This window comes from Psychrobacillus syltrankelensis, assembly GCF_055454035.1.
Genome location: NZ_CM144227.1, coordinates 2,582,084 through 2,608,093, shown reverse-complemented (window position 1 = coordinate 2,608,093; position 26,010 = coordinate 2,582,084). Strand labels below are relative to the sequence as shown.

General features: G+C 35.5%; 20 protein-coding genes. 5 read left to right on the top strand and 15 right to left on the bottom strand.

The window, feature by feature from the left end; genetic code table 11:
• Window positions 1-7 precede the first annotated feature (7 nt).
• From ACTSKG_RS12580 to ACTSKG_RS12565, 4 genes are all read left to right on the top strand, one after another.
• Window positions 8-886 carry a carbohydrate ABC transporter permease gene (locus ACTSKG_RS12580; protein ID WP_464754937.1) on the top strand — a complete coding sequence of 293 codons (879 nt, stop codon included), beginning with the start codon at window positions 8-10 and terminating at the stop codon, window positions 884-886.
• Between the two features lie 12 nt (window positions 887-898).
• The gene (locus ACTSKG_RS12575) at window positions 899-1,723 is read left to right on the top strand and encodes a carbohydrate ABC transporter permease (protein ID WP_464754936.1); all 825 of its coding nucleotides are present in this window, start codon (window positions 899-901) and stop codon (window positions 1,721-1,723) included.
• A gap of 100 nt (window positions 1,724-1,823) precedes the next feature.
• Complete coding sequence (locus ACTSKG_RS12570) at window positions 1,824-3,143, top strand: ABC transporter substrate-binding protein (RefSeq protein ID WP_464754934.1); 1,320 nt, start codon at window positions 1,824-1,826, stop codon at window positions 3,141-3,143.
• On the top strand, window positions 3,140-4,444 hold the full coding sequence (locus ACTSKG_RS12565; RefSeq protein ID WP_464754932.1) for an MBL fold metallo-hydrolase: 1,305 nt from the start codon (window positions 3,140-3,142) through the stop codon (window positions 4,442-4,444). The genes ACTSKG_RS12570 and ACTSKG_RS12565 overlap by 4 nt, the downstream gene beginning before the upstream one ends.
• A gap of 610 nt (window positions 4,445-5,054) precedes the next feature.
• Here ACTSKG_RS12565 and ACTSKG_RS12560 read toward each other — a convergent pair.
• The 4 genes from ACTSKG_RS12560 to ACTSKG_RS12545 all read right to left on the bottom strand — a co-directional run bounded on the left by ACTSKG_RS12560 (window position 5,055) and on the right by ACTSKG_RS12545 (window position 10,129).
• The gene (locus tag ACTSKG_RS12560) at window positions 5,055-6,329 is read right to left on the bottom strand and encodes an L-cysteine desulfidase family protein (protein WP_464754931.1); all 1,275 of its coding nucleotides are present in this window, start codon (window positions 6,327-6,329) and stop codon (window positions 5,055-5,057) included.
• A gap of 240 nt (window positions 6,330-6,569) precedes the next feature.
• On the bottom strand, window positions 6,570-7,835 hold the full coding sequence (locus ACTSKG_RS12555; RefSeq protein ID WP_464754929.1) for a cation:dicarboxylate symporter family transporter: 1,266 nt from the start codon (window positions 7,833-7,835) through the stop codon (window positions 6,570-6,572).
• Window positions 7,836-7,943: 108 nt separating this feature from the next.
• Window positions 7,944-8,846, bottom strand: coding sequence for a response regulator (locus tag ACTSKG_RS12550; RefSeq protein ID WP_464758025.1), 903 nt, complete (start codon window positions 8,844-8,846; stop codon window positions 7,944-7,946).
• 2 nt (window positions 8,847-8,848) lie between these two features.
• Window positions 8,849-10,129: an ATP-binding protein gene (locus tag ACTSKG_RS12545; RefSeq protein ID WP_464754928.1), complete on the bottom strand. Its 1,281-nt coding sequence runs from the start codon at window positions 10,127-10,129 to the stop codon at window positions 8,849-8,851.
• Between the two features lie 241 nt (window positions 10,130-10,370).
• On the opposite strand from ACTSKG_RS12545, the gene ACTSKG_RS12540 reads away from it, so the two are divergent.
• Complete coding sequence (locus ACTSKG_RS12540; RefSeq protein WP_464754926.1) at window positions 10,371-10,895, top strand: ECF transporter S component; 525 nt, start codon at window positions 10,371-10,373, stop codon at window positions 10,893-10,895.
• A gap of 530 nt (window positions 10,896-11,425) precedes the next feature.
• On the opposite strand, the gene ACTSKG_RS12535 is transcribed toward ACTSKG_RS12540, so the two are convergent.
• The 11 genes from ACTSKG_RS12535 to ACTSKG_RS12485 form a co-directional block, all read right to left on the bottom strand.
• On the bottom strand, window positions 11,426-12,925 hold the full coding sequence (locus ACTSKG_RS12535) for a malate:quinone oxidoreductase (protein WP_464754925.1): 1,500 nt from the start codon (window positions 12,923-12,925) through the stop codon (window positions 11,426-11,428).
• Between the two features lie 567 nt (window positions 12,926-13,492).
• Complete coding sequence (gene rlmH / locus ACTSKG_RS12530; RefSeq protein ID WP_464754923.1) at window positions 13,493-13,972, bottom strand: 23S rRNA (pseudouridine(1915)-N(3))-methyltransferase RlmH; 480 nt, start codon at window positions 13,970-13,972, stop codon at window positions 13,493-13,495.
• Between the two features lie 87 nt (window positions 13,973-14,059).
• Window positions 14,060-14,227, bottom strand: a complete 168-nt coding sequence (locus ACTSKG_RS12525; protein ID WP_464754922.1) for a CxxH/CxxC protein — start codon at window positions 14,225-14,227, stop codon at window positions 14,060-14,062.
• Between the two features lie 165 nt (window positions 14,228-14,392).
• Entirely contained in the window at window positions 14,393-15,598 is a 1,206-nt protein-coding gene (locus ACTSKG_RS12520) for a S1C family serine protease (protein ID WP_464754921.1), read from the bottom strand.
• A gap of 604 nt (window positions 15,599-16,202) precedes the next feature.
• A complete protein-coding gene (locus ACTSKG_RS12515; RefSeq protein WP_464754920.1) occupies window positions 16,203-16,991 on the bottom strand; it encodes an MBL fold metallo-hydrolase in 789 nt (262 codons plus the stop codon).
• Between the two features lie 12 nt (window positions 16,992-17,003).
• Window positions 17,004-17,807: a two-component system regulatory protein YycI gene (locus ACTSKG_RS12510; protein WP_464754919.1), complete on the bottom strand. Its 804-nt coding sequence runs from the start codon at window positions 17,805-17,807 to the stop codon at window positions 17,004-17,006.
• Entirely contained in the window at window positions 17,794-19,116 is a 1,323-nt protein-coding gene (locus ACTSKG_RS12505; RefSeq protein WP_464754918.1) for a YycH family regulatory protein, read from the bottom strand. Before ACTSKG_RS12505 ends, ACTSKG_RS12510 begins: the two co-directional genes overlap by 14 nt.
• Entirely contained in the window at window positions 19,107-20,933 is a 1,827-nt protein-coding gene (gene walK, locus ACTSKG_RS12500; protein WP_464754917.1) for a cell wall metabolism sensor histidine kinase WalK, read from the bottom strand. The genes ACTSKG_RS12505 and walK overlap by 10 nt, the downstream gene beginning before the upstream one ends.
• A gap of 5 nt (window positions 20,934-20,938) precedes the next feature.
• Window positions 20,939-21,643, bottom strand: a complete 705-nt coding sequence (gene yycF / locus ACTSKG_RS12495; RefSeq protein ID WP_464754916.1) for a response regulator YycF — start codon at window positions 21,641-21,643, stop codon at window positions 20,939-20,941.
• A gap of 1,066 nt (window positions 21,644-22,709) precedes the next feature.
• Window positions 22,710-24,185 carry a peptidoglycan DD-metalloendopeptidase family protein gene (locus ACTSKG_RS12490; RefSeq protein WP_464754915.1) on the bottom strand — a complete coding sequence of 492 codons (1,476 nt, stop codon included), beginning with the start codon at window positions 24,183-24,185 and terminating at the stop codon, window positions 22,710-22,712.
• A 438-nt stretch (window positions 24,186-24,623) separates the two neighbouring features.
• Window positions 24,624-25,910 (bottom strand): adenylosuccinate synthase, encoded by a 1,287-nt coding sequence (locus ACTSKG_RS12485; protein ID WP_464754914.1) that lies wholly within the window; start codon window positions 25,908-25,910, stop codon window positions 24,624-24,626.
• Window positions 25,911-26,010 lie beyond the last annotated feature (100 nt).

The window sequence follows — 26,010 nt, the reverse complement described above, 5'->3', positions numbered from 1 at the left end:
ATGAACGATGAAACTCAAGGAAACAATAAAAGCCACTCTTTACTTATTTCCAGCACTGCTTGTTATCGGGGTTTTCATCATTTATCCAATGATTAAATCATTTTTAATGAGTTTTTATGCCGACTATGATTTTTTCAATGATGTAGTCCGTCGATATGGTTTTGATAACTTTGTTTATTTGTGGAATGATGAGGTCTTTCATAAGGCACTGAAAAATACGTTTATCTTTGTGCTAGGTGTTGTACCAATTTCCATTATTTTATCTTTATGGATTGCCTTAATGCTGAACTCTATTACCGTGCTAAATAAATTTTTTAGAACAATCTATTTTATCCCATTTGTTACAAGTGTTGTAGCAGTGTCTATCGTATGGCGTTGGATTTTTCATTCTAATTACGGAATCTTAAATTATTTTCTAAGTTTCTTTGGAGTTGAACCTATTCAATGGCTAACAAGTACACAGTGGGCAATGCCTGCTCTCATCATCCTATCTATTTGGAAGGGATTGGGTTATAACATTATTATTTTTCTAGCCGGTTTACAAACGATTGGCGATACCTATTACAACGCAGCAAAAATTGATGGGGCAAATCGTTGGAATCGATTTATACATGTTACGCTGCCTCAATTGGCACCTACTACATTCTTTGTATCCATCATTTCGATTATTAATTCATTTAAAGTGTTTGATGAGATTTATGCATTGTTCGATGGGAAAGCTGGTCCTTCCAATAGTGCACTAACTGTTGTTTATTATGTATTCGACAAGTTTTACGGGGAATGGAATTTTGGAGTTGCTTCCGCGGCTGCGTATGTCCTGTTCCTAATTATTTTCATCTTTACATTAATCCAATTTTATTTCAGTAAGAAAAAAATTACTTATTAAGGGAGCAAGAACATGAAAACCAGTCCACTTTCGAAGTTATTTATTTACGTAATGCTAGGTGCCGGTAGTGTTTTAATGCTATTACCTTTCGTTTGGATGATTTCCACATCGCTTAAAAGTGGTAACGAAGTCATGATTATGCCTCCTATTTGGATTCCAGAAACATTTCGTTTTGATAACTTTTCAGAAGCATTTAAAAAAGCACCCTTTGCAACCTATTTCATGAACTCCGTCATTGTCATGGTCTTAAGTACGATAGGTGAAGTAATTACAACCATTTTAGCTGCCTATGCATTTAGTCGTTTAAACTTTTGGGGAAAAGATGTGCTATTTGCAATATTGATTGGAACGATGATGGTTCCAGGTGAAGTATTATTAGTGCCTAATTTTGTTTTGCTTTCTAATTTAGGTTGGATTGATCATTATCAAGCATTAATTGTTCCTTGGACCGCAAGTATCTTTTCTATCTTTTTACTACGTCAATTCTTTCTCAAAATCCCTAAAGAGTTAAATTACGCAGCGCGTGTGGATGGTTGTACAAATTTTAGATTTTTATGGTCTATTATGATTCCAATCGCAAAACCAGCGTTAATTACCATTATTTTATTGAAAGCAATTGGATCTTGGAACGCTTTCCTATGGCCATTAATTGTAACAAATTCAAAAGAAATGAGAACTTTACCAGTTGGATTAACTAGCTTTACAACGGAAGCAGGAACTGTGTATGAACTGCTTATGGCGGCATCGACGATGATTATTTTCCCTATGATTATTTTATTTATTTTCTTACAGAAATACATCATCAAAGGGATTGCAGGAGCTGGGATTAAAGGTTGAACGTGTATACATTTGAGGAGGTGTTGCTTAGAGATATTGAAGTATTGAAAATTATTAATTCTACCTGTTTCAAAACATTAAAAAATAAGGAGATTTAAACATGAAAAAGTTATCTTTATTATTATTTATAATGATGGTGAGCGTATTAATAGCCGCTTGTAGCAACAGTACAAACGAAAGCAATACTTCGACAGAAGCAACAAAAACAGCAAAAGCAGAAGCAAGTGAACCAGTAGAAGTAGAATTTTGGCATGCAATGAGTGACACACATGAAAAATGGTTAGAAGATGCAACAGCTAAATTCAATGCTGAACATGAAAATATTACAGTAAAATTAGTGAACCAAGGCAGCTACGGCGACTTGTCACAAAAGTTATTAGCTGCTGCTAAAGCAAAAACTTCTCCTACCATTGCACAAGCTTATGCTGAGTGGATGACGGATTATAATAAAAATAACCTGGTAGTAGACCTTGCTCCAATGATTAACGGAGAAAATGGATTCCCTGCTGATCAAAGCTATGAAGATATTAGCGAAGTTTTCCGTAACGATAATACATTTGGCGATAAAATTTTAGGATTACCTTTTAATAAATCATCACGTGTACTTTTCTACAACAAAAAGTATTTTGAAGATAACGCCTTAACACCTCCTACAACATGGGACGAATTAGCAACTGATGCGAAAGCTTTAACAAAAGAAATTGATGGTAAAAAAGTTGTTGGAATGGGCTTTGAAAATGGAATGGGTTCTGAATTCAGCTTATGGGTTGAACAAGCAGGCGGAAAATTCGTAGATGAACAACAAGGAAAAGTTTTATTTAACTCAGATGCAGGATTAAATGCTTTAACATTTATCAACAATATACTTAAAGAAGGTTCTGCTCGTATGGCTGGTGAAGATGGTTACATGTCCGGTCCTTTCACAAGAGGTGACGTCGCTATGTACATTGGTTCAAGTGCAGGTATTGCATATGTAGCGAAAGATGCTGGGGATATGCCATGGTCAACAACTACACTACCAAAAGGCGTTGAGCAAGCTGCTCCTTTCCAAGGAACAAATATTACAATGTTTGCCGATAGCACTGAAGCAGAACAAACAGCAGCATTTGAATACATGAAATTCCTTATTTCTCCTGATAATACTGTAGATTGGGCTAAAACAACAGGTTACCTTCCAGTCCGTGAATCTGCTCAAAAAGGCTCAGATTGGACTTCATTCATTGAAGCAAATGAGCCTTATCAAGCAGGTAATGCACAATACGCATATGGATTTATTGATGTCCGTTTACCGGGTTCTTTTGCAATGAAAAACGCAATTCAAACAGAATTAGATAAAATGTTATATGATAACGCAACGCCAGCGGAAACTTTAAAAGCAATGAGCACAAAAGCTCAAGAAGCACTAGATCAAGCTAAATGATGACAGAAAATACAATCAAAAATAGTGGTACTACCATTCAATTTTATGCTGGCTTAAAAACAATTGGAGGTACTATTTTTGAAGTAAAGTATAAAGAAGAAAGATTTATAGCTGATTTTGGGATGGTATTTCAAAATAAAGAAGGCGTCCAAGCACGCCCTCAAACTATGATTTCAGAATTACAAGCAATCGGCGTGATTCCTAAAATTAGCGGCGTGTTGAAAACGGATGAGATTGATGAAAATACAACAATCGCAATCTCTCATTTACATTTAGATCATATAGGTTTGTTACAGTATGTACACCCAGATATACCAATAATAATGAGTGAGGATAGCAAAACCTTATATGAGCATTTGCATACAATTGGTGAAGAGCCAAATGTGGATGTAGAACGACAAGTGAAGAGTGTGCCATTTCATCAACCGATATTAGTATCTGAACATATACAAGTAGAGTTTTTCCCTGTGAATCACGATGCACTTGGTGCCTCTGCAATGAGAATTACAACTCCCGATACAACGCTTGTCTATTCTGGTGACGTGCGTCTACACGGAAGCGATGTGAATACTGCAAATTTACCGAACATCGCAGGATTTCCTGACATATTGATAATAGAGACAACCAATGTGCAAGAGGAATTTCTGGATTCTAATCCCGTCATTCAAAGTGAAGCGGACAAGTTAATACCGGATTTACTAGAGATTGAGTCTCCGATAGTTTTCAATATTTATCATCGAAATGTGAAGCGTTTAGAAATATTGATCGAAGCAGCAAGGCAAAAAGAGAAAATGATTGTCTTCGAACCTGAAACTGCTTATTTAGTACAAGCATTCAATTTAGAAGCACCACACGTACGATATTTAGTAGCTGGACAAGATGAATCAAAGATCGATGTTCAAATACAGAAGATACAACCAATAATCTTAGATGAAGTACGAGACAATTTTTCATCCGTATGGTTCCAATCTTCCTATCATCATATTAGAACCTTATTAGATTTACCTGTGAAAGGTGCGACGTATGTTCACTCTAATGGCGTACCATTAGGCAGCTTTGATCCTACGTATGCTAAATTGTTGGAATGGATAGATACACTAGGAATGGAACTCGTTGTACTCAGTGTGTCTGGTCACGCAACGGCTACACAGATTAAGTGGTTGGCGGATGCTATGCAAGCAAAAGTGACAATTCCGCTACACGGCTTTACACCGGAATTGTTGAAAGGGCCAAATCAAACTTTCTTACCTGAAAAAGGTGTGACTTACCAACTTCCCACTCTTATTAAAATGAGTCAATAAAAAGAAGATCCCGTTTTTGGAAACGGGGTCTTCTTTTTACTTATAATTAGGCTCTATTAAACGATAATGTTTTTAATGACGAAAATTCGCTCGCTTTCCGCGGAAGAACTGCCAAGCCTCCCACTCGCAAGCTTGTTGCGGGGTCTTGGCAGCCCGTTTTGAGGGCACTGAAAAAGTGTCATTCTAATAATTTGCAAATAAATTATTAATAGCTACTTCCCGGATTTAGCGCTCTGGCATTCGCTTTCCGTGGGGCGAGCGATGAGCCTCCTCCTTCGCTTCGTGCGGGGTCTCGTCTGTCTCGCTATTCCCGCAAGAGTCTCATGCTCCTGCGGTTACTCGTCGCAAAAAATATTTGCCGCCGCACTAAATCCTTTTATGGTAATAAAAATTGAGCAAGTAACTAAAAAAATTTATATTTAAGGTTTTTCAGTTCCGTCCCCGTTTTTCCGCAGGAGTCTCGCGGATTTTCATCACAAAATAAATGCTTATAAAAAACAACAACCTAGTTTAACAGAGCCGAATTTAGGAATAATCGATGCGAATGATAAAAATCGAAAGAACTAAAAATACTCAAGATTCTAATTTCGCTATACTTTTTTATTTCTCATTACTTTTCCATCATTAATTTTAGAATCCAGTTATCTGTTTCTCTTGTCCCCTCATTTCCCAATGTACAAAAAGCATCAATACTTTTTTCTACATCATCATGTATAAATCCGTCTGTAGACTGTATCCCTTGATTATTCAAGGCTAACAAAGCTGACTGAACCGCAACATTTGAACAGGTGGAAACCTTCATCGCACAACCTGCTTTCGCTCCATCACAAATCATTCCTGAAACATTACCAATTGTATTTTGAACTGCAGCTTTGACTTGCTGAAGAGTACCATCGAGTAAATAGACGATAGCCGCACTTGCTCCCATCCCAGCTGTAGTCACACCACACAATGCTGATAGACGTCCAAATTTAGATTTAATATGGATTGTAACTAAGTGGCTAAGTGCTACTGCCCGAATCATTTTTTCTTCTGGAACCTGGAGTTTCTCTGCAACTGCAACTACTGGTAACGTTACGGCAATGCCTTGATTTCCACTTCCAGAGTTAGCCATAACCGGCAGTGTCGAGCCCGCCATCCTTGCATCGGAACCAGCAGCAGCAAGCGACATTGCCGCAGTTGCTAAATCATCTGATAAAATCCCTTTTTTAATATTTTCCCGAATGGTTTTTCCAACATTTAGTCCGTAGTTACCAGAAAGCCCTTCTATTCCAATCACACTATTTAATTCTATACTCCGTTTTATAAGTTCAAGACTATTAATATCTACCTGAAGAACCCACTCATAAATTTCATTTATCGTTAATTTTTCTGAGTCTTCCTCGACTGATTGAATACTATTATTTTCGCAACCACCTCGGAAAATTGCTTTTCCATCAACTTCTATTAATGTAATATTGCTATGATTGTCAGAGATAATTACTCGAGCGTTTTGTTGATCCGTTTGAATATCGACCTCAATATATAATCTTTTTGGCGTATCAGCTTGGCTTGCCTTCACTTTTCCCTCTTCAATTAACTTAGACGCTACACGCTCATCATCCGCTGTGAGTCCAGTTAACACTTCCAACCCTCTATCTGGGTTTCCAGCAACTACTCCAATGGCTGCCGAGAAATCTAGACCTTTTCCAGACATTCCAGGAATCCCAACAGATTTAGCATTTTTAATAATATTTCCACTTGCTCTCACAACGACTTCTTGTATTTCTCCGCTCACATGCTTTTTCGCAGTTGCAGCCGCCAATGCAATGGCAACTGGTTCCGTACAACCAAGTGCGACAACTAATTCCTTTTCTAATATAGATAAAATTTTATTTTTCTCCATTTGCTTCAACTCACTTCCAAAAATTTACTAACAAAATTTTTGCGCCTCTTTAACAATTTTAATGATTCAGAATCCATATAAGAAAATACTATCTTTTATTTTGTTTAACATCAATACCTCTGAACGATGATGGTAGGTTTTATAAGAATTTTGTCAAAATGTACTTGATATTATTCATATTCTCAAAAAAAACCGGCTATCCAATTTGGATGCCGGTTTTCGTTTGTCACTCTATTGTCCTTACTCAAGGGAAGAATAATATTCCTCTTTTTTCGCAGTGTCAAATCGACCTTCCCACTTAGACATAACAATTGTAGCTAGTGAATTACCTACTACATTTACTACTGTACGTGCCATATCAAGAAGTCGGTCAATACCTGCTATAAATGCAAGTCCTTCTAGTGGAATACCTACCGTTCCCAAAGTTGCAAGTAAAACAACGAATGAAACACCTGGTACTCCAGCAATTCCCTTTGATGTTAACATTAATACGAGTACTAATGTAACTTGTTGCCCAATACTTAAATCAATACCATACATTTGTGCAATAAAAATTGCTGCTAAAGCCTGGTATAGAGTTGACCCGTCCAAGTTAAAAGAATAACCCGTAGGTACTACAAAGGAAACAATATCCCTCGGAGACCCGAACTTTTCCATTTTCTCCATAACTTTTGGCAATACAGTTTCTGAGCTTGAAGTAGAATAAGCTAGTAATAGCTCGTCCTTTAACACTTTTAGAAGATGAAAAATGTTAATACCGACAAGCTTCGCAATTCCTCCTAGCACAACAATAATAAAAAATAGCATCGTTGCGTAAACAAGGATCATTAGCTTTCCAAGAGGTAACAACGATTCTAATCCAAATTTTGAAACTGTAACACCAATTAATGCAAATACTCCAAATGGTGCAAACTTCATAATCAGATTAGTTACCCAGAACATGGCATCGGCCGTACCTTGGAAAAATGCAAGAACTGGTTTTCCTTTTTCGCCAATTGCTGCAATTCCTAAACCAAAAAGTACGGAAAAGAAAATAATTGCTAGCATATTACCATCTGACATAGCTTTGACAATATTACTCGGAACGATATTTACTAATACGTCCGCAAAACCATGATGTTGAACTTCCTGAGTTGTTTGAACATATTGATCAATATTACCTTTTGTAAGTGTAGAAATATCCAAACCTACTCCGGGTTTAAATATATTTGCAGCAAACAAACCGACAACAATAGCAATAGTTGTAACAATTTCAAAGTAAATCAGTGTTTTTCCACCAAGCTTACCTAATTTCTTAATATCGCCAGTACCTGCAACACCTAAAATTAGTGTAGAAACAATGATTGGTACAACAATCATTTTGATCATGTTTATAAAGATAGTCCCGATTGGTTGCAAATATTTTTCAACTGCTGGATTTCCGAAAAAAATTGCTCCGACAATAATCCCTAGTATTAATCCGACTAGAATTTGATATGCCAAAGTGAATTTAAACTTCTTTTTCATCAATTAGTCACCTCTTTTTTATTGAAAACGCTTTCTTGTGTCCAAAATAGCTTTTACAATATTATAAGGATGAATTATAAAATCCGACAAAATACGACATTTACAAATTTATTTTTTTTCTGCTTGTTGTTTGTATTTTTCGATTGTCTCTAAATACAGCACCTGCAAAAACTTTTTACTATTAACTTTTATTTTTATTTGTTCTCTACTACTTTCTCTAATATGTATCATTTGATTTCTAATTTCTTGAAAGTCAAAATAACGAGGAGCATAGTATTCAAACTCAGGATTCGTGTAATCGATTGAACCTAAAGAAGCTAAATTATTTATTGCTACAAGAATTGTTCTCCGTATACGCTGTTCAATTGCCTTACTTTCCTTTTTCGCGTCTACTTGATTCAAGCCCATCTTGGTGGCAACGGATTCGTATAAATCTTTTAAAGGAGGTATTTGGGTCTCTGCACTATGCTGATTTATAACATGTTCCATAATAGAAACTATATCGTCGCTCCCCGCTTCTCCGATAATCCCCATATCATTGAGTATGGATAATACTATTTCCTTTACACTTTGCTGTCTCTGAACAGTTTTAACAGTTCCAATTTTCTCTAATGATTCGCGTATTGATTGAAGAGAATCTTTTAATCGAAACTGTTCCGCAACTTTTTTAAGAATACTCTGGACCTCTACACGATTGATTGGTTTATGAATAAAAAACTCTACACCTTTTTCATAAGCTTCTCCTACCATTGTTTTATTAACGATTTGAGATATCATAATGAATTTACCTTCATATCCTTGACTTCTTAAGTGTTCCATTGTTTCAATGCCATCCATTACTGGCATCAATAAATCGATTAAAACAACATCCGGATGCATCTTAAGTATAGACAGAATACAATTCTCGCCGCTATCTGCATCTCCTATTACAACACCAAGATCTCCTTCTGTTATTATTTTCTTGAGCATTGCTCTACTAGCTGTATCATCATCTACTATAAAATAACGCAGTTTTATTCCACTCGCTTTCGTATGTTTTCAGTTGGAATGTAGATTCGAAAAATCGTTCCTTGTTCGAGTGTTTCGATTTCAATTTGACCTACCAACGTTTGGATAATTTCTTTAACATGAGATAATCCAATTCCCGTCGATGCCACCCCTTGATCATTAAATTTTGTCGTATATCCTGGCTCAAAGATTATCGGTACATCCTCTTTTAAAATACCCTTACCTGAATCTTTTATAACGAAACAAGTATTTGTAGAGTCTTCGAGTACTGTTACATTAATATCACCTTTACTTATTATAGATTCAACAGCATTTGCAATTAAATTATTTAACAAAGCAAGAAGAGGAATTTGTTGATTTGTTTCAAAATCAGTTTTGACAGATAAATAAAAGTTAATATCTCTTCTTAACAGTTCACTGTATTTTTCGTTAGCGGTAATAACCAGATTTATAACATCTGAAAGAAAAAGAGGCTGATCTGTTTTTTGTGAAGTTATTTTAGTAAGCCCTGATAGTATTCGTTGGGAATCTTTTTTTACTTCATGAATTTCTTGGGCAATACGTAGTGCTTGATTACCTAGATGATTTAATTCTTTCTCTTTTAATTGTCGATACAAATTGTGACTTGATGCAGTAATTTGTTCTATATGGTTCATTGATTTTTGTAAATAGAGGGTTTCTGCATATAAATCAGAGCCAACCTTAAGCATTTCTTGCATACGTTTCTTTTGTTCAGATATGATAATAGAACCGAATAGGCCCACAGCAAAATAACTCCTTAATAGTGCTACTCCACTTATTAGTTCCCAATCCTGAATACTTAAATTTGATCTGTGCAATAAAACATGCCTCATTACCTGTTCTGCACCATTACCGATAAATTCAAATAAGACAGCCCATGCCCCCAATATGAGTGGCAATGCTTTATATTTTTCGACTTTAACAATATGAAATCCAAGTGCAAATAAAAAATAAAATAAGAATGCAGGGGAATGATTTTTTAAACTAATTGAAAGATGTGCATCATTCAATAGTATATCCCCGAATAAACGAAATCCAACAACTGTTAACCCTGTTACAAAACCTGTTCTTAATAGAGACACTGGGGTCCAAATTAGTATTAATAAAAAGAAAGTAACACTTCCTAATCCAAAACGAAAAGATTCTTCATCGAAAGGAATTACTTTTATCTCACTTGCAACCGTCGTCAATATTGCAGTAAGAATCAATACCCCAGTTTCTGGTCTAATAAAATGCTTACTAAAAAATTTGTTTTTAGATAACATTGGTATCTCCCGCATATGAATTTTTTTCTTATAAAACGCATTATTTTATTATACTTTGCTTACTAATAACTAGCTTTCTTTTCAAACTGACACCTAAGTTTTTTGCTAAATTGATACTTTTAAATATACTAATCCTTTGCTAAGGTTATCAATAAATACGAAACAATACGCTTGGCTGACGCCAAAAGTAGTAACAACTCTGATTTTGATAAAGATAAAAAGTTAAGGAAGGTTTATGTCTATGCAAAAAACAACAAAAACTCGTACTTTTAATTTAATTCTAACAGCAATGTTAATATCACTTGTATTCGTTTCTACTCTCGTTTTAAATATCAAGCTACCTATCGCTGCAAACGGGGGATTGGTTCATCTTGGCACAGCCATGCTCTTTATCGCATCTATATTATTTGGCCCTAAAAAAGGGGCTCTCGCTGGGGCTATAGGTATGGGGTTATTTGACTTAGTTTCTGGTTGGACATTGTGGGCACCCTTTACATTTGTAGCACGTGGCCTGCAAGGATATTTAGTTGGAAAAATTGCTTGGTCGTTCGGCCGTAAAGGAAATAGTATTACTTTCAATTTAATAGCTACCATTAGTTCGATTCCCGTTATGCTAGGTATTTATTACATTTGTGAACGAGTACTTTATGGAAGCTGGATTATACCACTTGCTTCTATCCCTGGAAACATAGTTCAAAATGTTGTGGGGATTATAATTGCCATTCCAGTATCTGCTTTACTGAGAAAAGTTCCTGTTTTTAAATAGTTATCAACTAATACACAGTATTTATTTTACAAAAGTCATTCGCCCATTAAGAGCATCTTGTCTTCACTAATTCCAGAGTGCTTTGGACGAAACATTAGCTGCACTATTACCTTTAGTGGTTATGAATCGTGAACTGCGTGTCACTTCACAATTCATTTTTCCGGTAATCTTGCGGCAGATGTTTGTCCATCACTCTCTTGGAGTTTGTCAGGACATGATGCTTTTTTGTTTGGATAAATTTCTGTTTTCAATGTTGATTGGAGGGGAAGGTCGGACCCCGGACTTAAAGCGAAAGCGAAGTAAGCTACTTAATGCTTGTCCCCTGGAAAGTGTCCACTTGCTGTTGCAAATCAACCTATTTCATGGGAATTCCATTTCATATACACGCATGCTTATCTCTTAAAAAAGAACCTTCAATCTATAGATAGATCAAAGATTCTATGTTTTATTATTTAATAATTGTTCATTGCATTTCAATCACTTAAACGATTGTCCATTGATCAAATACAATGGATTCTACATTCAAAGAATTAACTATTAACTAAATCTGAATCATTTAGTTCAAGGGTACCCGCTGTTGAAGTATGAATTTCGTGCAAAAGCTCTGGATTTTCCATTAGTGACATACCATAAGAAGGAATCATCTCTTTAATTTTGGATTCCCATTCTGGCATATGTTGTGGGAAGCATCTATTAAGTATCTCAAGCATAGCGTGAACAGCGGTAGAGGCCCCAGGAGAAGCACCTAGTAACGCGGCAATAGAACCATCAGCTGCACTAACAATCTCCGTTCCAAATTGAAGAGTTCCTTTTCCACCGGCCTCCGTATCTTTGATAACTTGTACACGTTGACCAGCCACTACTGTATCCCAATCCTCGAGTTTAGCATTTGGGACAAACTCCTGTAACTCTTCAATGCGCTTTTCTTTCGATAACATAACTTGTTGGACTAAGTATTTTGTTAATGATAGCTCTTTTGCGCCTGCCGCCAACATAGTTATGACATTATCTGGTTTTACTGAAGTTACTAAATCTAACATTGAACCAGTTTTTAAAAACTTTGGTGAGAAACCAGCAAACGGTCCGAATAACAACGATTTTTTATTATCAATAAATCTTGTGTCTAGATGTGGAACAGACATTGGCGGAGCACCAACCTTAGCTTTACCATATACTTTTGCATGATGTTGCTCTACAATTTCAGGATTGTTACACACTAAAAATAGTCCGCTTACTGGGAATCCTCCAATATGTTTTCCTTCAGGAATGCCGGATTTTTGTAGTAAATGAAGACTTCCTCCTCCGCCTCCTACAAAGATGAATTTTGCTGTATGGTATTCAATTTTACCTTCAGCCTCATTCTTGACTTTCACTTCCCACTTACCATCACTCGTACGTTTAAGATTTTCAACACTATGTCTGTAATTAATATCAACGTTATTATTCTTTAAGTGGTCAAGCAATATGCGCGTTAAAGCGCCAAAATTGACATCCGTACCAGAGTCGATTTTTGTTGCTGCAATAACTTCATTCGATGGACGGTCTTCCATAATAAGCGGAATCCATTCCTTTAGTTTTTCATGGTCATCGGAAAATTCCATTCCTTGAAATAATGGATTTTTTGACATCGCTTCAAAACGTTTCTTTAAAAACGATACATTTTCTTCCCCTTGTACCATACTCATATGAGGCAATGGCATGATAAAGTCTTTCGGATTATTTATCCGCTTACTGTTTACAAGGTAAGACCAAAACTGCATGGAGAGTTGGAACTGTTCGTTTATTTTGATAGCTTTGTTAATATCTATTGAGCCGTCTGGTTTTTCGGAAGTGTAGTTAAGCTCACACAGTGCTGCATGCCCAGTTCCTGCATTATTCCATTCATTAGAGCTTTCCTCACCAGCATTTTCGAGCTTCTCAAAAACTGTAATTTTCCATTCCGGTACTAATTCTTTCAGAAGTGTCCCTAAAGTTGCACTCATAATTCCGGCACCAATTAAGATGACGTCTGTTTTAGTTTCTCTGCTCATTTTTACCATCCTTATACCCTAAAATTTGCAGAAAAGATGTTGGTGTACCTCGTCTCACACCTTTTCAGTCTCTATATAACCCTATCAAAGTTTAAAAAAATTATTTATAGTTATAAAACCTGTCATCATTTAATAATTATAGACTATTTAAAGCTAATAAAAAAGGGAGAAGTAGTACCATGAAGTTCCAGTGACATTAAAAAGCCAAAGAGACTATGTCTTCCACTAGGGCAAGGAGTTGGTGTCTAGACAGTTACTTAATAGAAATGCCTATACTTATCTTTTAAGAAAAATGCAAGCTTCCGTTAAGTGCATTTTGTCTTTTCTATTTCTAGAATGCTTTGGACGAAACGTTTACTACACTATTAGCGTTTAATTTTTTGTGAATGGAGAAGTGCTGCGTCACTTCTCCATTCATTTTTCGTTTTTCGGTAATCTTGTGGCGGATGATGTTTGTCCGTCACCCTCTTGGAATTTGTGTGGACATAATGCTTTTATTTTTTATAAAAAGGGACCATCTCTCAGTCACTAAATGACTAAGAAGACAACCCCTTCTAAAAATCTCACTTACTTATGATAAGGCTCATTTTTAATTATTCGAAACGCTCGATAAATCTGCTCGATCAGTACTAACTTCATTAATTGATGGGGCAATGTCATCTTACCGAATGATAGTTTTTCATCAGATCGGTTCAATACTTCTTCGTGTAAACCAAGTGAACCACCAATAACAAATGCAATTTTACTTCTTCCATAGGTCATTAACGATTCTAAGCCATTTGCAAGCTGCTCCGATGATTTCATTTTACCGTCAATTGCAAGAGCAATAACATATGTATCTCCACTGATTTTTGCCAGGATACGATCTCCTTCTTTTTTCTTAACGATTTCCATATCGGCTTCACTTAGATTTTCAGGTGCTTTCTCATCAGCCACCTCTACCAAGTCCATTTTTGCATAACTACTTAATCGTTTAGCATATTCTTCTATCCCTAGTTTTAAATATTTTTCTTTTAACTTTCCAACCGAGATAATTTGTATATTCACAGGTTATCCACCTTTACATTTCATTTACAAACAAGTTATACACTGAAGTTATGCACATATCCACAACACTTATCTACATATTGTGTTCTATTCTTCACTTGCTACAATATATATTGCTCGTTCTTTACAATAGGTACAGTTTGTGGATAACTTTTCTTCGTTCAATAACTTCTCTAACATTGGAAAGGTTTTTTGTTCCGCTACAAACATGTCTAAAGCATGGTTTATATGGGTTTCACAACTGAATATTCTCAATTTTTCACTTCCTTTATTTTAATGATTAATTTATTAAGTTATACACAAAACACTCATTGTTATCCACATCCTATTTTACCAAACGAAAAGCGAGTAGGAAAGAATAGCTTTTCTTTTCCTACTCGCTGTGTAAATCTTTATTTACAATAACAAGTTATCCACATTTTATAAACTGTCTGTATCCACCAAATTAAGTGTTAAATCAACTATTTTTCCGTCTCGATACACTTTAACTTTTAATACGTCCCCAATTTCTTTTTTATTATATAAATGTTTTCTTAAATCAATTGTATTTTCAATTTTTTCTCCATCCATCTCAACGATTACATCATAAGCCTTCATTCCAGCTTTTGCTGCAGGTGAATTTCGAATAACTTCGTTTACCACAACTCCTGTAGTTACTTCTGGCGGTAACTTTAAAGTATCTTTTTGATGAATTGCAGGTACGTTTGTTAAATCAATTAATGTAATCCCCATAGAAGGACGATTAACTTTTCCATTTCGCTCTAAGTCCTGAATGATTGGAATTGCTGAGTCAACTGGAATTGCAAGGCCTATACCTTCAACAGCAGCCTCGGATATTTTCATAGAATTAATCCCTACAAGTTGACCTGCTAAATTTATCAACGCGCCTCCACTATTACCAGGGTTAATCGCTGCGTCTGTTTGTAAAACTTCTGCTTGCCAATCTATCACACCATCTCCATTTATATCTACTGGTATTGCACGATCTTTACCAGATACGACACCAGTTGTTACTGATCCGTAAAAATCAAGTCCAAGTGGGTTCCCAATAGCAATTACTGTTTCACCTTGTTTTAATGCATCTGAGCTACCAAAAGTAATGACAGAATCTACTCCTTTTGCGTCAATTTCAAGCACTGCTAAATCTGTCCAAATATCGGTTCCTACAAGTTTTGCTTCTACCTTTGTTCCATCCACTAATGTTACTTCTAGTGATTTTGCACCTTCCACGACGTGATTATTAGTTATGACGTAAGCTTTTCCACCTTCCTTTTTATAAATGACTCCCGAACCTGTTCCAGCTTCTTGGTTAGATTTTGTATGGTTCCAGAAATCGGTGACTGATTGAATATTTGATACACCAACTACAGCACCCGAAGCCTTCTCAACTGCTTCTGTAACTCCAGTTGTCACATCAACTGATAGCTGTTGGGTTTCCATAGAAGTCTGAGTCGTTTTCGTTCCATTATTTGTTGGCATATTAGTTAAAACGGATGGTATTAAAAACCAAACAAGAAGTGCTCCTACCATTACTCCTGCCAAGCCACTAAAAAAATAACCTACCAAACCTTTTTTCTTTTCTTTTATCGGTTCTTCCTGTGGTTCATATGGATTATAATCGTCCATTTTTCATCTCCCTTTCTTTTTACGTATATGTTTATTTAATTAATTTACCCAATTAACATTAAAATAAGATGAAAATTAATTAAAAGTTTAATAAAACATACTTGTAAAATTTTTTCGAATAAGAAAAACCGGGCAAAAATATAACCGGTGCTTTTAGAAGAGTAGCATATGAATGCCGTATAATTTCCGCTACTCGGACACGTTTCGCGGCATGTCTTCAGTCTGCTTGGCCAACAGGATGTTAGTCATGAAAGCGTTGCCTGTGCTCCAATCACCTAGTAAGGATGCGACGTTTTATCATTACTTAGTAAGAAAGATGACATTTTTATCATATGAACATCCGTTAGAGAACTACTACTCACTTAATAGATTGTCGTGAGAGGTGGCGACTCTAGCGGGATGACTGAGACAGTTGAGCCACAACGAACGCGTAGCGACGGTGTTGGCTTATCGTTCACCCTTCGGAACGCGTCCACCTGAAAAAGAAATCCGCGGTATTATTTAAATCTATAAAGTACGGCCAACACTGGTTTCGTAGAATGTTAATTTATTTACTTTCTCTAAAAAAAGTTCCAAAGGCTAGAAAGCCTTTGGAACTTTTTGTTTACACTAATACTAATTCGGTCGGTACATTTGCATCCGTATCATGTAGATGCACATATTCCCCAGCTATAATACCACACGATTCAAGTGTTTGGCTCACACTCATACGAGCAAGATCTTTCATATTATTATCTTTACTTAAATGAGATAAATAAATATTAGTATTTTTAATTTCTATTACTTCACTCATGGCAACAGCGGCGTCTTCATTTGATACATGACCTACGTCGCTTAAGATTCTTCGCTTTACAGACCAAGGATAACGTCCCATTTGAAGCATACTTACATCATGATTACTCTCAAAGACAAAAGCATCTGCTCCTTTAATATGCCCTTTCATCCGATCACTTACATAGCCAGTGTCAGTAATTAAAACAAGTTTTCGTCCATTTTCATGAAAAATATAAAACATTGGATCTGCGGCATCATGAGACACTGCAAAAGACTGGATGTCGATTGAGCCAAATGTTTTAATCGTTTCCATGTCGAATTGAAATCGTTGATCTAAAGAAACATTTCCAATATGCGAATCCATCGCTAACCATGTTTTCTCATTTGCAAAAATGGGTACTCCATGTTTTCTTGCGATTACACCTAGTCCTTTAATATGATCACTATGCTCATGTGTAACAAAAATACCCGATAGTTTTTTCATATCGCGATCAATTTCACTGAAGAGTTGTTCCATTTTCTTTCCGCTTAGCCCAACATCAACTAAAAAGGAATGCTCCTCATTTTCCACATATACCGCATTTCCACTACTCCCACTTGCTAATACACTAAATCTCATACTAATTACTCCTTACTTTACAGCTGCTTCTTCCATTTCTTTTGGCAAATCAATAACTCTTCCTTCGACTGCGTTTACAAAATATTCTTCTTTTGTTCCATCTGAAAGTTCAGCTAGTATATACCAAGTTGGTGAAAATACTTGCGTTTCCGATGTTTCAACTAATCTGGAATATCCAAGACTTATCTCTTTTACAGTGGTGTCAGGTTTTAGTAGTCCTCTTGAATATAAAGCTTTAATTGCTTGCATATAAGGTGATAAGTTTTTCGATTCATTATAGTCTTCCAAGTTGTCCAATATCGTTTGTTCATACCCAACGAGTTCTTGTTGGTCATTCCAATAGACAACTATCTTCGCATTCTTATTGTAATAGACAAATCGATCATTTACCTTTTGAAAAAACGAAGCGGATTTATTTTCCTTATCAATTTTCCATATCCCATAAGAATCTCCATGTAATATATTTTCATATACTAATTTTTCCAATGAATCGTCTTCTGTTATTGGAATTGGTTTAATAAATGTACTAATTAAATGATCACTAGTTTTAATTTCCACTCTTTGGTTCGTAAGATGATCAAATTCATCATCACTAAAATTATGAACATCGCCTGAAACATAGGCTGCCGCTTGAACAACTGACTCCATTTTTGGAACTGTTATATTATCAAGAAAAAGTCTTTCCTCTATAGGCGTATCACTCTGCACTTCTACGTCGAGTGCTTCATTGTATCTATTTAAATACAGAGAAAACAAAAATACGTTTAAAATTGAAAACACAATAATAAATATTGTCTTTGTTTTATTCCAATCCAAATTTGCCACCTCCAAGTATATCTGGAGATACACGAGTCCATATACCCTTTGATAAATAATACCAAGAAGGCGTTAAATTTAATAATGACTGTTGATCATCTTGCGACAAATAATAACTAACTACAATATCATCTACTGATGACAATTTTATCTCTGAAGAAATTAAATCATATGTGGTTTTCCCGGAAGGTAATTGTACTTCTCTTTTTTTAATTGGTGTAGATTCATTTAATGAATAATACGGTCTAATATATCGATAGACTCGATTCACTCCCCAAAATTGCGAAATTTCCGTACTCGTATCATTACTAAACACAGGTAACCCGTTCATATAAAGCTGATAACTAACTTGCTGTGTAGCTGGATTAATACGACTATATCGGTAATCATCCGTCCAACCATTATGCTCATTTATGAAATCTACACTGTGCTGGATGAGATCTGCAGGAATCCCAGGATTCTTACTCTCTGAAGCAGGATGTACATAACTTAATCTTTTAAACAAAAAGTCAACAGTCATTAGAGCACTATCATCTGTATATTCTTGGCCATTTGTTCCGATAGAATTACTACGAACAAGACTAGGAGAACTAAACAGAGCATTTTTAAACTTCTCTGTTGGAATTTCCTCTAAAAAATACTTATACTCATTTATATTTTCTGGATTATCCGAAACAAATAGAGAGAGTTTACCTGGCCTTACTATTTCACTATAAGTCTTTAAGTTAACAGTTTGTTTTATTAAACGCTCCGAAAACGCTTCACTATCCACTTTTTTAACGATAGATTTATATACCCTTTGTTTGGCCGTATTAATGAAATAAAATACTACTTCACCTTCTGCAGGACCATTCAAATCAATTACTAAACGATTAAATGAGATATCCGGAAAGTTATGATCAGTGAAAGAAAAAATGCTACCAAATGTTTTAATAGGAACTTCTGAAGGATACATAAACGTAATTCGATTCGACGTTGTAATATAATCATTTATTTGTTGAAAACTAGCTCTATTATTCATTGGTTCTATAGTTTGTAATTCCCAGTTTTTAATTAAGTTTAATACCCTTTCTATGTTTAACGGAGTTTCTGAACCCGTCATTGTTTCCTCATGACTAAATAATACACGATAGGGCTTCACAACATCTTCTATTTTCTTTTTATCCGCAATGGAAATATCCACAATTGGTGTATCAATCGTATCGTAAGTCGGAGAAAAGGTCCATATAGTAAAGGTTAAGGTTAGGCTAAGCAAGATGAGCAAGAGTAAAATGACAGATTTCACATGTTCAATATACCTCAATCCCACTCACCTTCCTCTTCCATTTCAATTTCAAGTGTGAAAAATATTGTTGTTCCTTGACCTTCTTCACTTTCTGCCCAAATAGTCCCTCCATGTGCTTCAATCATTTCCCGGGCAATTGCTAATCCAAGGCCAGTACCCCCCATAGATCTTGCCCTTGCACGATCTACACGATAGAAACGATCGAAAATTCTCTCAACATTTTCAGAAGGTATACCCATACCATCATCGGAAATCATCACCTTCAACACTTGTTCCTTCACCGCTATTCCAAATCGTATATTCCCTCCATCTGGGGAGTATTTTAACGCGTTGGAAATAATATTATCAATTACTTGTGTTAGCTTATCAGTATCTATGTCTACATAATAAGGTGTGTCAGGAAGTAGTCGATGAAAAGTTACATTTTGTGATTTAGATAATTCAAAACGATCTATGATTCGATTAAAAAATTGAATAAAATTGACTATATCACGATTTAATTCATAATCTCTACTATCCATTTTTGATAACTGAAGAAGATCATTTACTAGACGAATCATTCTTTGTGTTTCTGTTTGAGTAACTTGTAGAAAAGATGGTGCAATCTCTTGATCTTTCCACGCTCCATCCGCTAGAGCCTCTAAATAACTACTCATGGTCGTAAGAGGAGTGCGCAATTCATGAGATACATTCGCTACAAATTCTCTACGTTCCATATCAATCTTCTCTTGTTCAGTGTTGTCATGAAGAACTGCTATGAAACCATTAACAAAACCTGTTTCCTTCTGAATAACCGAGAAATTTACACGCAATATAAAAGGTCGATCGTGTGTGCTAAAGTCAAGTGTAATTGATTCTTTAGAATGTATTAAGTCTTCAAACGGCTGATCCATGTCAATTCCTAATACAGAAGTAATGGGGCGATTTAAAACCATTTCTCTTGGAATTCTTAAAAAGCGTAGTGCTGGGTCATTGATTAAAATAACCCTTCCTTTCCTATCTGTTGCAATAACTCCGTCTGTCATGTTGGTAAGAACAGAGGCAAGTTTTCTTCTTTCTGCTTCTGTCGTAGACTGGGCTTCCTGTAATCGATTTGTTAAATGGTTAAAAGCAATAGCTAGCTGACCAATTTCATCATTTCCGTAAACACGTACTTTTCTGGAATAGTTACCTTTTGCCATTGCTTGTGCTTGTTTTCTCATGTCTGATATAGGTCTTGTAATTGTTTGTGCTATTAAAATACCAAGTACAATTGTTATCGCTAACGCAACTGCAGTTCCACCCGCAAGAATTCGATTTATTTCGTTCATTTGGTCAAAAATATTTTCTATATTAGATTCAACATACAAGGATCCAATTACTTCCCCTTGAGATATAATTGGCGTTGATAAAATCCAAATTCGTTGTTTTCTTGTTTTCTCATCCAGTGAAATCTTACTTTTAGGTGTTTCAGCAGTTATAGATGATCTTACTAGGTCGTCCATTGATCTTTGGCCAACAATTGCTTGATTATTTATATCTGAAGATGCGAGAATTTGATATCTTGCATCTATCACTCTAACCTCTTTAATATCATTCGAGTTTAGACCAGACAAAATAGAACGCAAACTTTGTTCTACAGTTGCGTCTCCTTCATTTCTTATTTTTAATATCTCTTCTCTTGCGCTAAATTCGAGTAAACTAACACGATCCGAGATAGATTTTTGAAAGTTATCTCTTAAGGACTGCTCAAGCCCCTTTACAAAATATAAACCAATTATTTGCATAGCAATTATGATTAATAATATATAAATGAACACAATCTTTACATGAATAGATTTAAAATAACCAACCTTCTGCATTCCTTCTACTCCTGTTCAGGATTTCGTAAGTAGTAACCAACACCTCTTCTAGTTACAATCCATGTTGGGTGACTTGGATTATCTTCAATTTTCTCGCGTAAACGACGAATTGTAACATCTACAGTTCGAACGTCCCCAAAATAATCATAACCCCATACTGTTTGCAATAAATGCTCTCTTGTCATCACTTGTCCTATATGTTTAGCTAAATAATGTAGCAATTCAAACTCTCGATGAGTCAGTTCGATTGTTTCATCTCTTTTTAACACTAAATAAGCATCTGGTTGAATTGTAAGTAGTCCAATTTTAATATCATTCGTTACAACTTCCACATCTTCTTGTATTGCTTGATGTCTTCTCATATTCGCTTTTACTCGTGCTATTAACTCACGGGTACTAAAAGGTTTTGTTACATAGTCATCTGCTCCTAACTCTAAACCAAGTACTTTATCAATCTCTGAGTCCTTAGCAGTGAGCATAATAATTGGGAAATCGTATTTTTTTCGAATTTCTCTACAAACTTCCATACCATCTCTGTTTGGTAGCATAATATCTAATAACATTAAATCTGGTTGTATTTCTTCTGCTTTCTTCAGAGCTTCATCTCCATCATACGCACAAAATACTTGATAACCTTCTTTTTTCAAATTAAATTGCAGTATATCTGCAATTGGTTTCTCGTCATCTACTACTAATATTTTTTTACTCATTGATCGTACCCCTTCTCGTGATATGTTCTATTAATAAAGTATATTATTTTTATGTTTATTCTTTAACTCTAACATGCTTTTAAACTATACGCATCATTTTAAGTAAAAGCCGAAATTTCAAAGTCGAGGATTGTCGAATTATTTCCCAGGAAATGAATAAGAAAGACACAAGCTCTCATTAAGTGCATCTTGTCTTTAAAGTTCCCAGAGTGCTTTGGGAACATAAGCTACTACATTTTTTTCAGTAATCTTGTGGCAAATGTTTATCCGTCGCCCTCTTGAATTTGTGTAGACATGATGCGTTTGGTTGGAGAATTAGAGATAAAATACTCTCCTACTCTTTTAAAAGTTTCCGAAGATGCTATGTCGGTAGCTCATCGCTTCTGATACTACTTATTTTTTCTCGTTCCGCTTGCCATATATATGAATTAGCAAAAGAAATTGGAGTTATTATTTTGACAAAGCATACTGGCTTTCTTGTTCAACAATGATTACTGGACGGCATAATCACTACGTTTACTTAAAATAATTCTATCCACTTAGTGATAGTTGAGCTAGATCTTCTTGTTAGGTACTACTCACTTAAATGGATTGTAGTGAAAGGTGGCGACTCCGGCGGGATGAGTGAGACAGATGAACCATCACAACGAACGCGTAAGCGGCGGTGATGGTTCATCGCTCACCCCGCGGAACGCGTCCACCTGAAACGGAAATCCACGTGTTATTTAATTCCTTCAAGTATTATGAACACTGTTTCCGCAGAATGATAATCCATATTTTCTTATCTTTTGAGAAGAGTAACTGTAGAAATATCGTTAATTTCCGCTATGGCGGACGCCTTTCGTGGGCATGGCTTCAGGCTCCTAAACCAACAGGATGTTGGTCATGAAGGCGTTGCCACAGGACGAGGCGCTCTTAGCCTTCCTTCCTATACGCTTTCGGTGCAGAAAACATCTACTATTTCCGCAGAAGTTGCCGACTCCAAGTGCGTACGGAGTCAGAATACTAGCTACTTAAAAAACAGTAAAAGAGATAGCCAAGCTAATGACTATCTCTTAATTAATATTTACTTTAACACGGATAAAGGATTAATCGTAACTCCATTTTTTTCTACTTCAAAATGTAAGTGGGTTCCTGTGGCACGTCCAGTGTTGCCCATGACACCTAGTTTTGAACCTTGAGGAACAACTTCTCCTACATTAACACTAATAGATGAAAGATGAGCATAAGTAGTTTTATAACCGTTTTGATGATCTACAATTACTCTTTGACCGTATGTTCCATCCCATCCTGCAGCTTCTACAACACCATTATCAGTCGCTTTAATAGTAAACCCGCTAGGACGAGCTATATCTATCCCTTCGTGTTTTCGACCCCAACGATAACCCATTTGACTAGAGATATATCCACCCTCTGCTGGCCAGGCAAAGTTGCCTGATCCTCGAGATGGAATAACCTTTGTTCCTTTTAAAATAATACTATCCTTTGGTTGTACGAGAATTGTTTCTGTAATGAGCGACTCTCCCACTTGAACTCCATTTTCTTTTCGTACTAGATAAGTAGCAATTTTCTTCCCGTCTGAACCTTCTTGTTTTACTTTTGTATCACCTTTAAACATATCCTCTGCTGCTTCTACTGTTTTATTGTGCTTCATAACTTCAATCGTTTTTTTCTCGTACTGAACTTCTACATTAATAATTGGTTTTAAGACAGTAACATTTAACTCTTTTCCTATTTGTAATATTGTAGTTTCATCAATACTCGGATTAATCTTCAATAGTTCAGCAGTCGATAAATTATGTTTGCTTGCGATTGATCCCAACACATCGCCTGCCATGACTTTATACTTTTCTTGTTCTAATGTTCCATCTAATAATAGTTTTACAGCATCATCAGGAGATATAATTTCCTCTGGTTTTACATTTACTGTAACTCCAGTAACTCTCTCTTTTAAAATTACATCAGCAATACGGGTTTCGTCTTCTTTTAATTCGGGTAATGATTCAAGAGAACTCTTTCTTGCTTCCAGTACGTTTAACTCTTCTTCCGTAACAAAATGCAGTTTTAGTTTTCTAATAGCTTCTTGATATGCTTTTAAATCTTTGACGTAGACGGCCATCTCGTCATTTACAGATAAAGCAAATGCAGTTGCTTCTACTTCGATTATTTTATCTAGCTTTTTAAGTGTTTCTTCATCGTTTGTTGATGCTGTAAAAACTTGTTCTGGTACAATAGAGATATTGGAACCAGCTTTAATAGAAAGATCGACGTACTGGTTGCTTGAAGCTTTTTCTTTTTGTTCTATAATACTTTGCATTTCTTTTTTAGCAGATAATGACCCCACATATTGTCCGTTTGAGTATATATGATATATTTCTTTTAATGTGCTTTTTTTACCTTCGTTTGCAAAAGCCATATTAATAGTTAAACTAGATATAAGTAAAAGTGATATGGCTACTTTTTTCATCATATGTGACTTTCTGTTTGAAAGAATATCAATATCAATATCTATTTGTTCATCATTCTTTCTATTCAAAAACATGATAAAGCTCCTTCCAAATTCATTAAAAGTTGATGTCTCTTTGTTTCATACTATTTTAATTTAACATAATTGATATAAAATAAGGACAAAAACGAGCCTAATGTAAAGTAATTGTATAATTAACACCATATTTTTAAATTATTATCCAATTTTTACCTAAATCGATTAAATATTTATAATTTTCGACTTTTATATTTTACTTTTCACCAAAATAACTAAATTTTATACATAGACCCTTTTTATTCAATGTTATATTTGTCATAATAGGAGATTATAATTTTTGAATCTTCGCCATATCGACAAAAAATAAAACCTTTAGGAATTCCTAAAGGTTTTATTTTTGTATGCTGTTTTATTTAATAATTGTCCCTATACTAACGCCTCTGAAGCTGCTCATCTCAGAAAAGATAGCTGTGAAGCCTGCCATAAATCCTTATACTATCGCCAAACACTCGAGATAATATTAGTTTGTGTTCGATCTGGGCCTACAGAGAAGATAGAAATTGGTACACCAGTGAGTTGGGATATACGTTCTAAATAATGACGAGCTGTATCTGGTAGGTCATCTAATGTTTTGCAACTTGTAATATCTTCGCTCCAACCTGGAAGTTCCTCATAAATTGGTTCACATTCAGCTAATATCCGAAGATTTGCTGGATATTCCGTGATTAGTTCATTCTTATATTTATAAGAAGTACAAATCTTTACTGTTTCCAGTCCTGTTAACACATCGATGGAGTTTACAGTTAAATCAGTTAGACCGCTTACACGTCTAGCATGCCTAATCACGACTGTATCAAACCAACCAATACGTCGTGGTCTGCCAGTTGTAGTTCCATATTCCTTACCCACTTCACGAATTTTATTTCCTATGTCATCAAAAAGTTCTGTAGGGAATGGACCATCACCAACACGTGATGTATATGCTTTACATACACCAACAACATGTGATATTTTTGTTGGTCCTACACCTGCACCGATTGTAACACCGCCAGCTACTGGGTTAGAAGAAGTTACAAATGGGTAAGTTCCTTGATCAATATCCAACATAACTCCTTGTGCACCTTCAAATAATACTCTCCGTCCTTCATCCAACGCATCATTTAATACCTTTGAAGTATCTGTTACATATTTTTCAATTTCTTGCCCGTAGTTATAAAATTCCTCTAAGATCTCTTCTACTGAAAATCCTTCTGTTTCATAAAATTTCTCAAACATTCTATTTTTTTCTTCCAAGTTACGCTCTAATTTTTCTTTAAATACCTCGTAGTCAAGTAGATCTGCGATACGAATACCTACCCGTGCAGCCTTATCCATGTACGCGGGACCTATACCTTTACCTGTTGTACCAATCTTATTCACGCCTCTACGCGCTTCTTCTACTTCATCTTGTTTTAAATGATAAGGAAGAATAACATGGGCACGATTTGAAATACGTAAATTTTCTGTTGTTACACCACGATCATGTAGGCCTTTTAATTCTTTTACAAGTGCTCTTGGATCCACTACCATACCATTTCCTATTACCGAAATCTTATCTTTATAGAAAATACCAGAGGGAATAAGGTGAAGCTTATAAGTCTCTCCTCCAAAAATTATTGTATGACCCGCATTGTTACCACCTTGATATCGTGCGATTACTTCGGAATTTTCGGATAGAAAATCTGTTATCTTTCCTTTTCCTTCATCTCCCCATTGCGTTCCTACAACTACTACTGATGGCATGTGCCAGCACCTCCGCTAGACATTTTTATGTCCTAAATGAAATCAGTGTAATTGTACCAAGCTACCTCATTAGAGTCAATTAATTACATAGAAAAACACG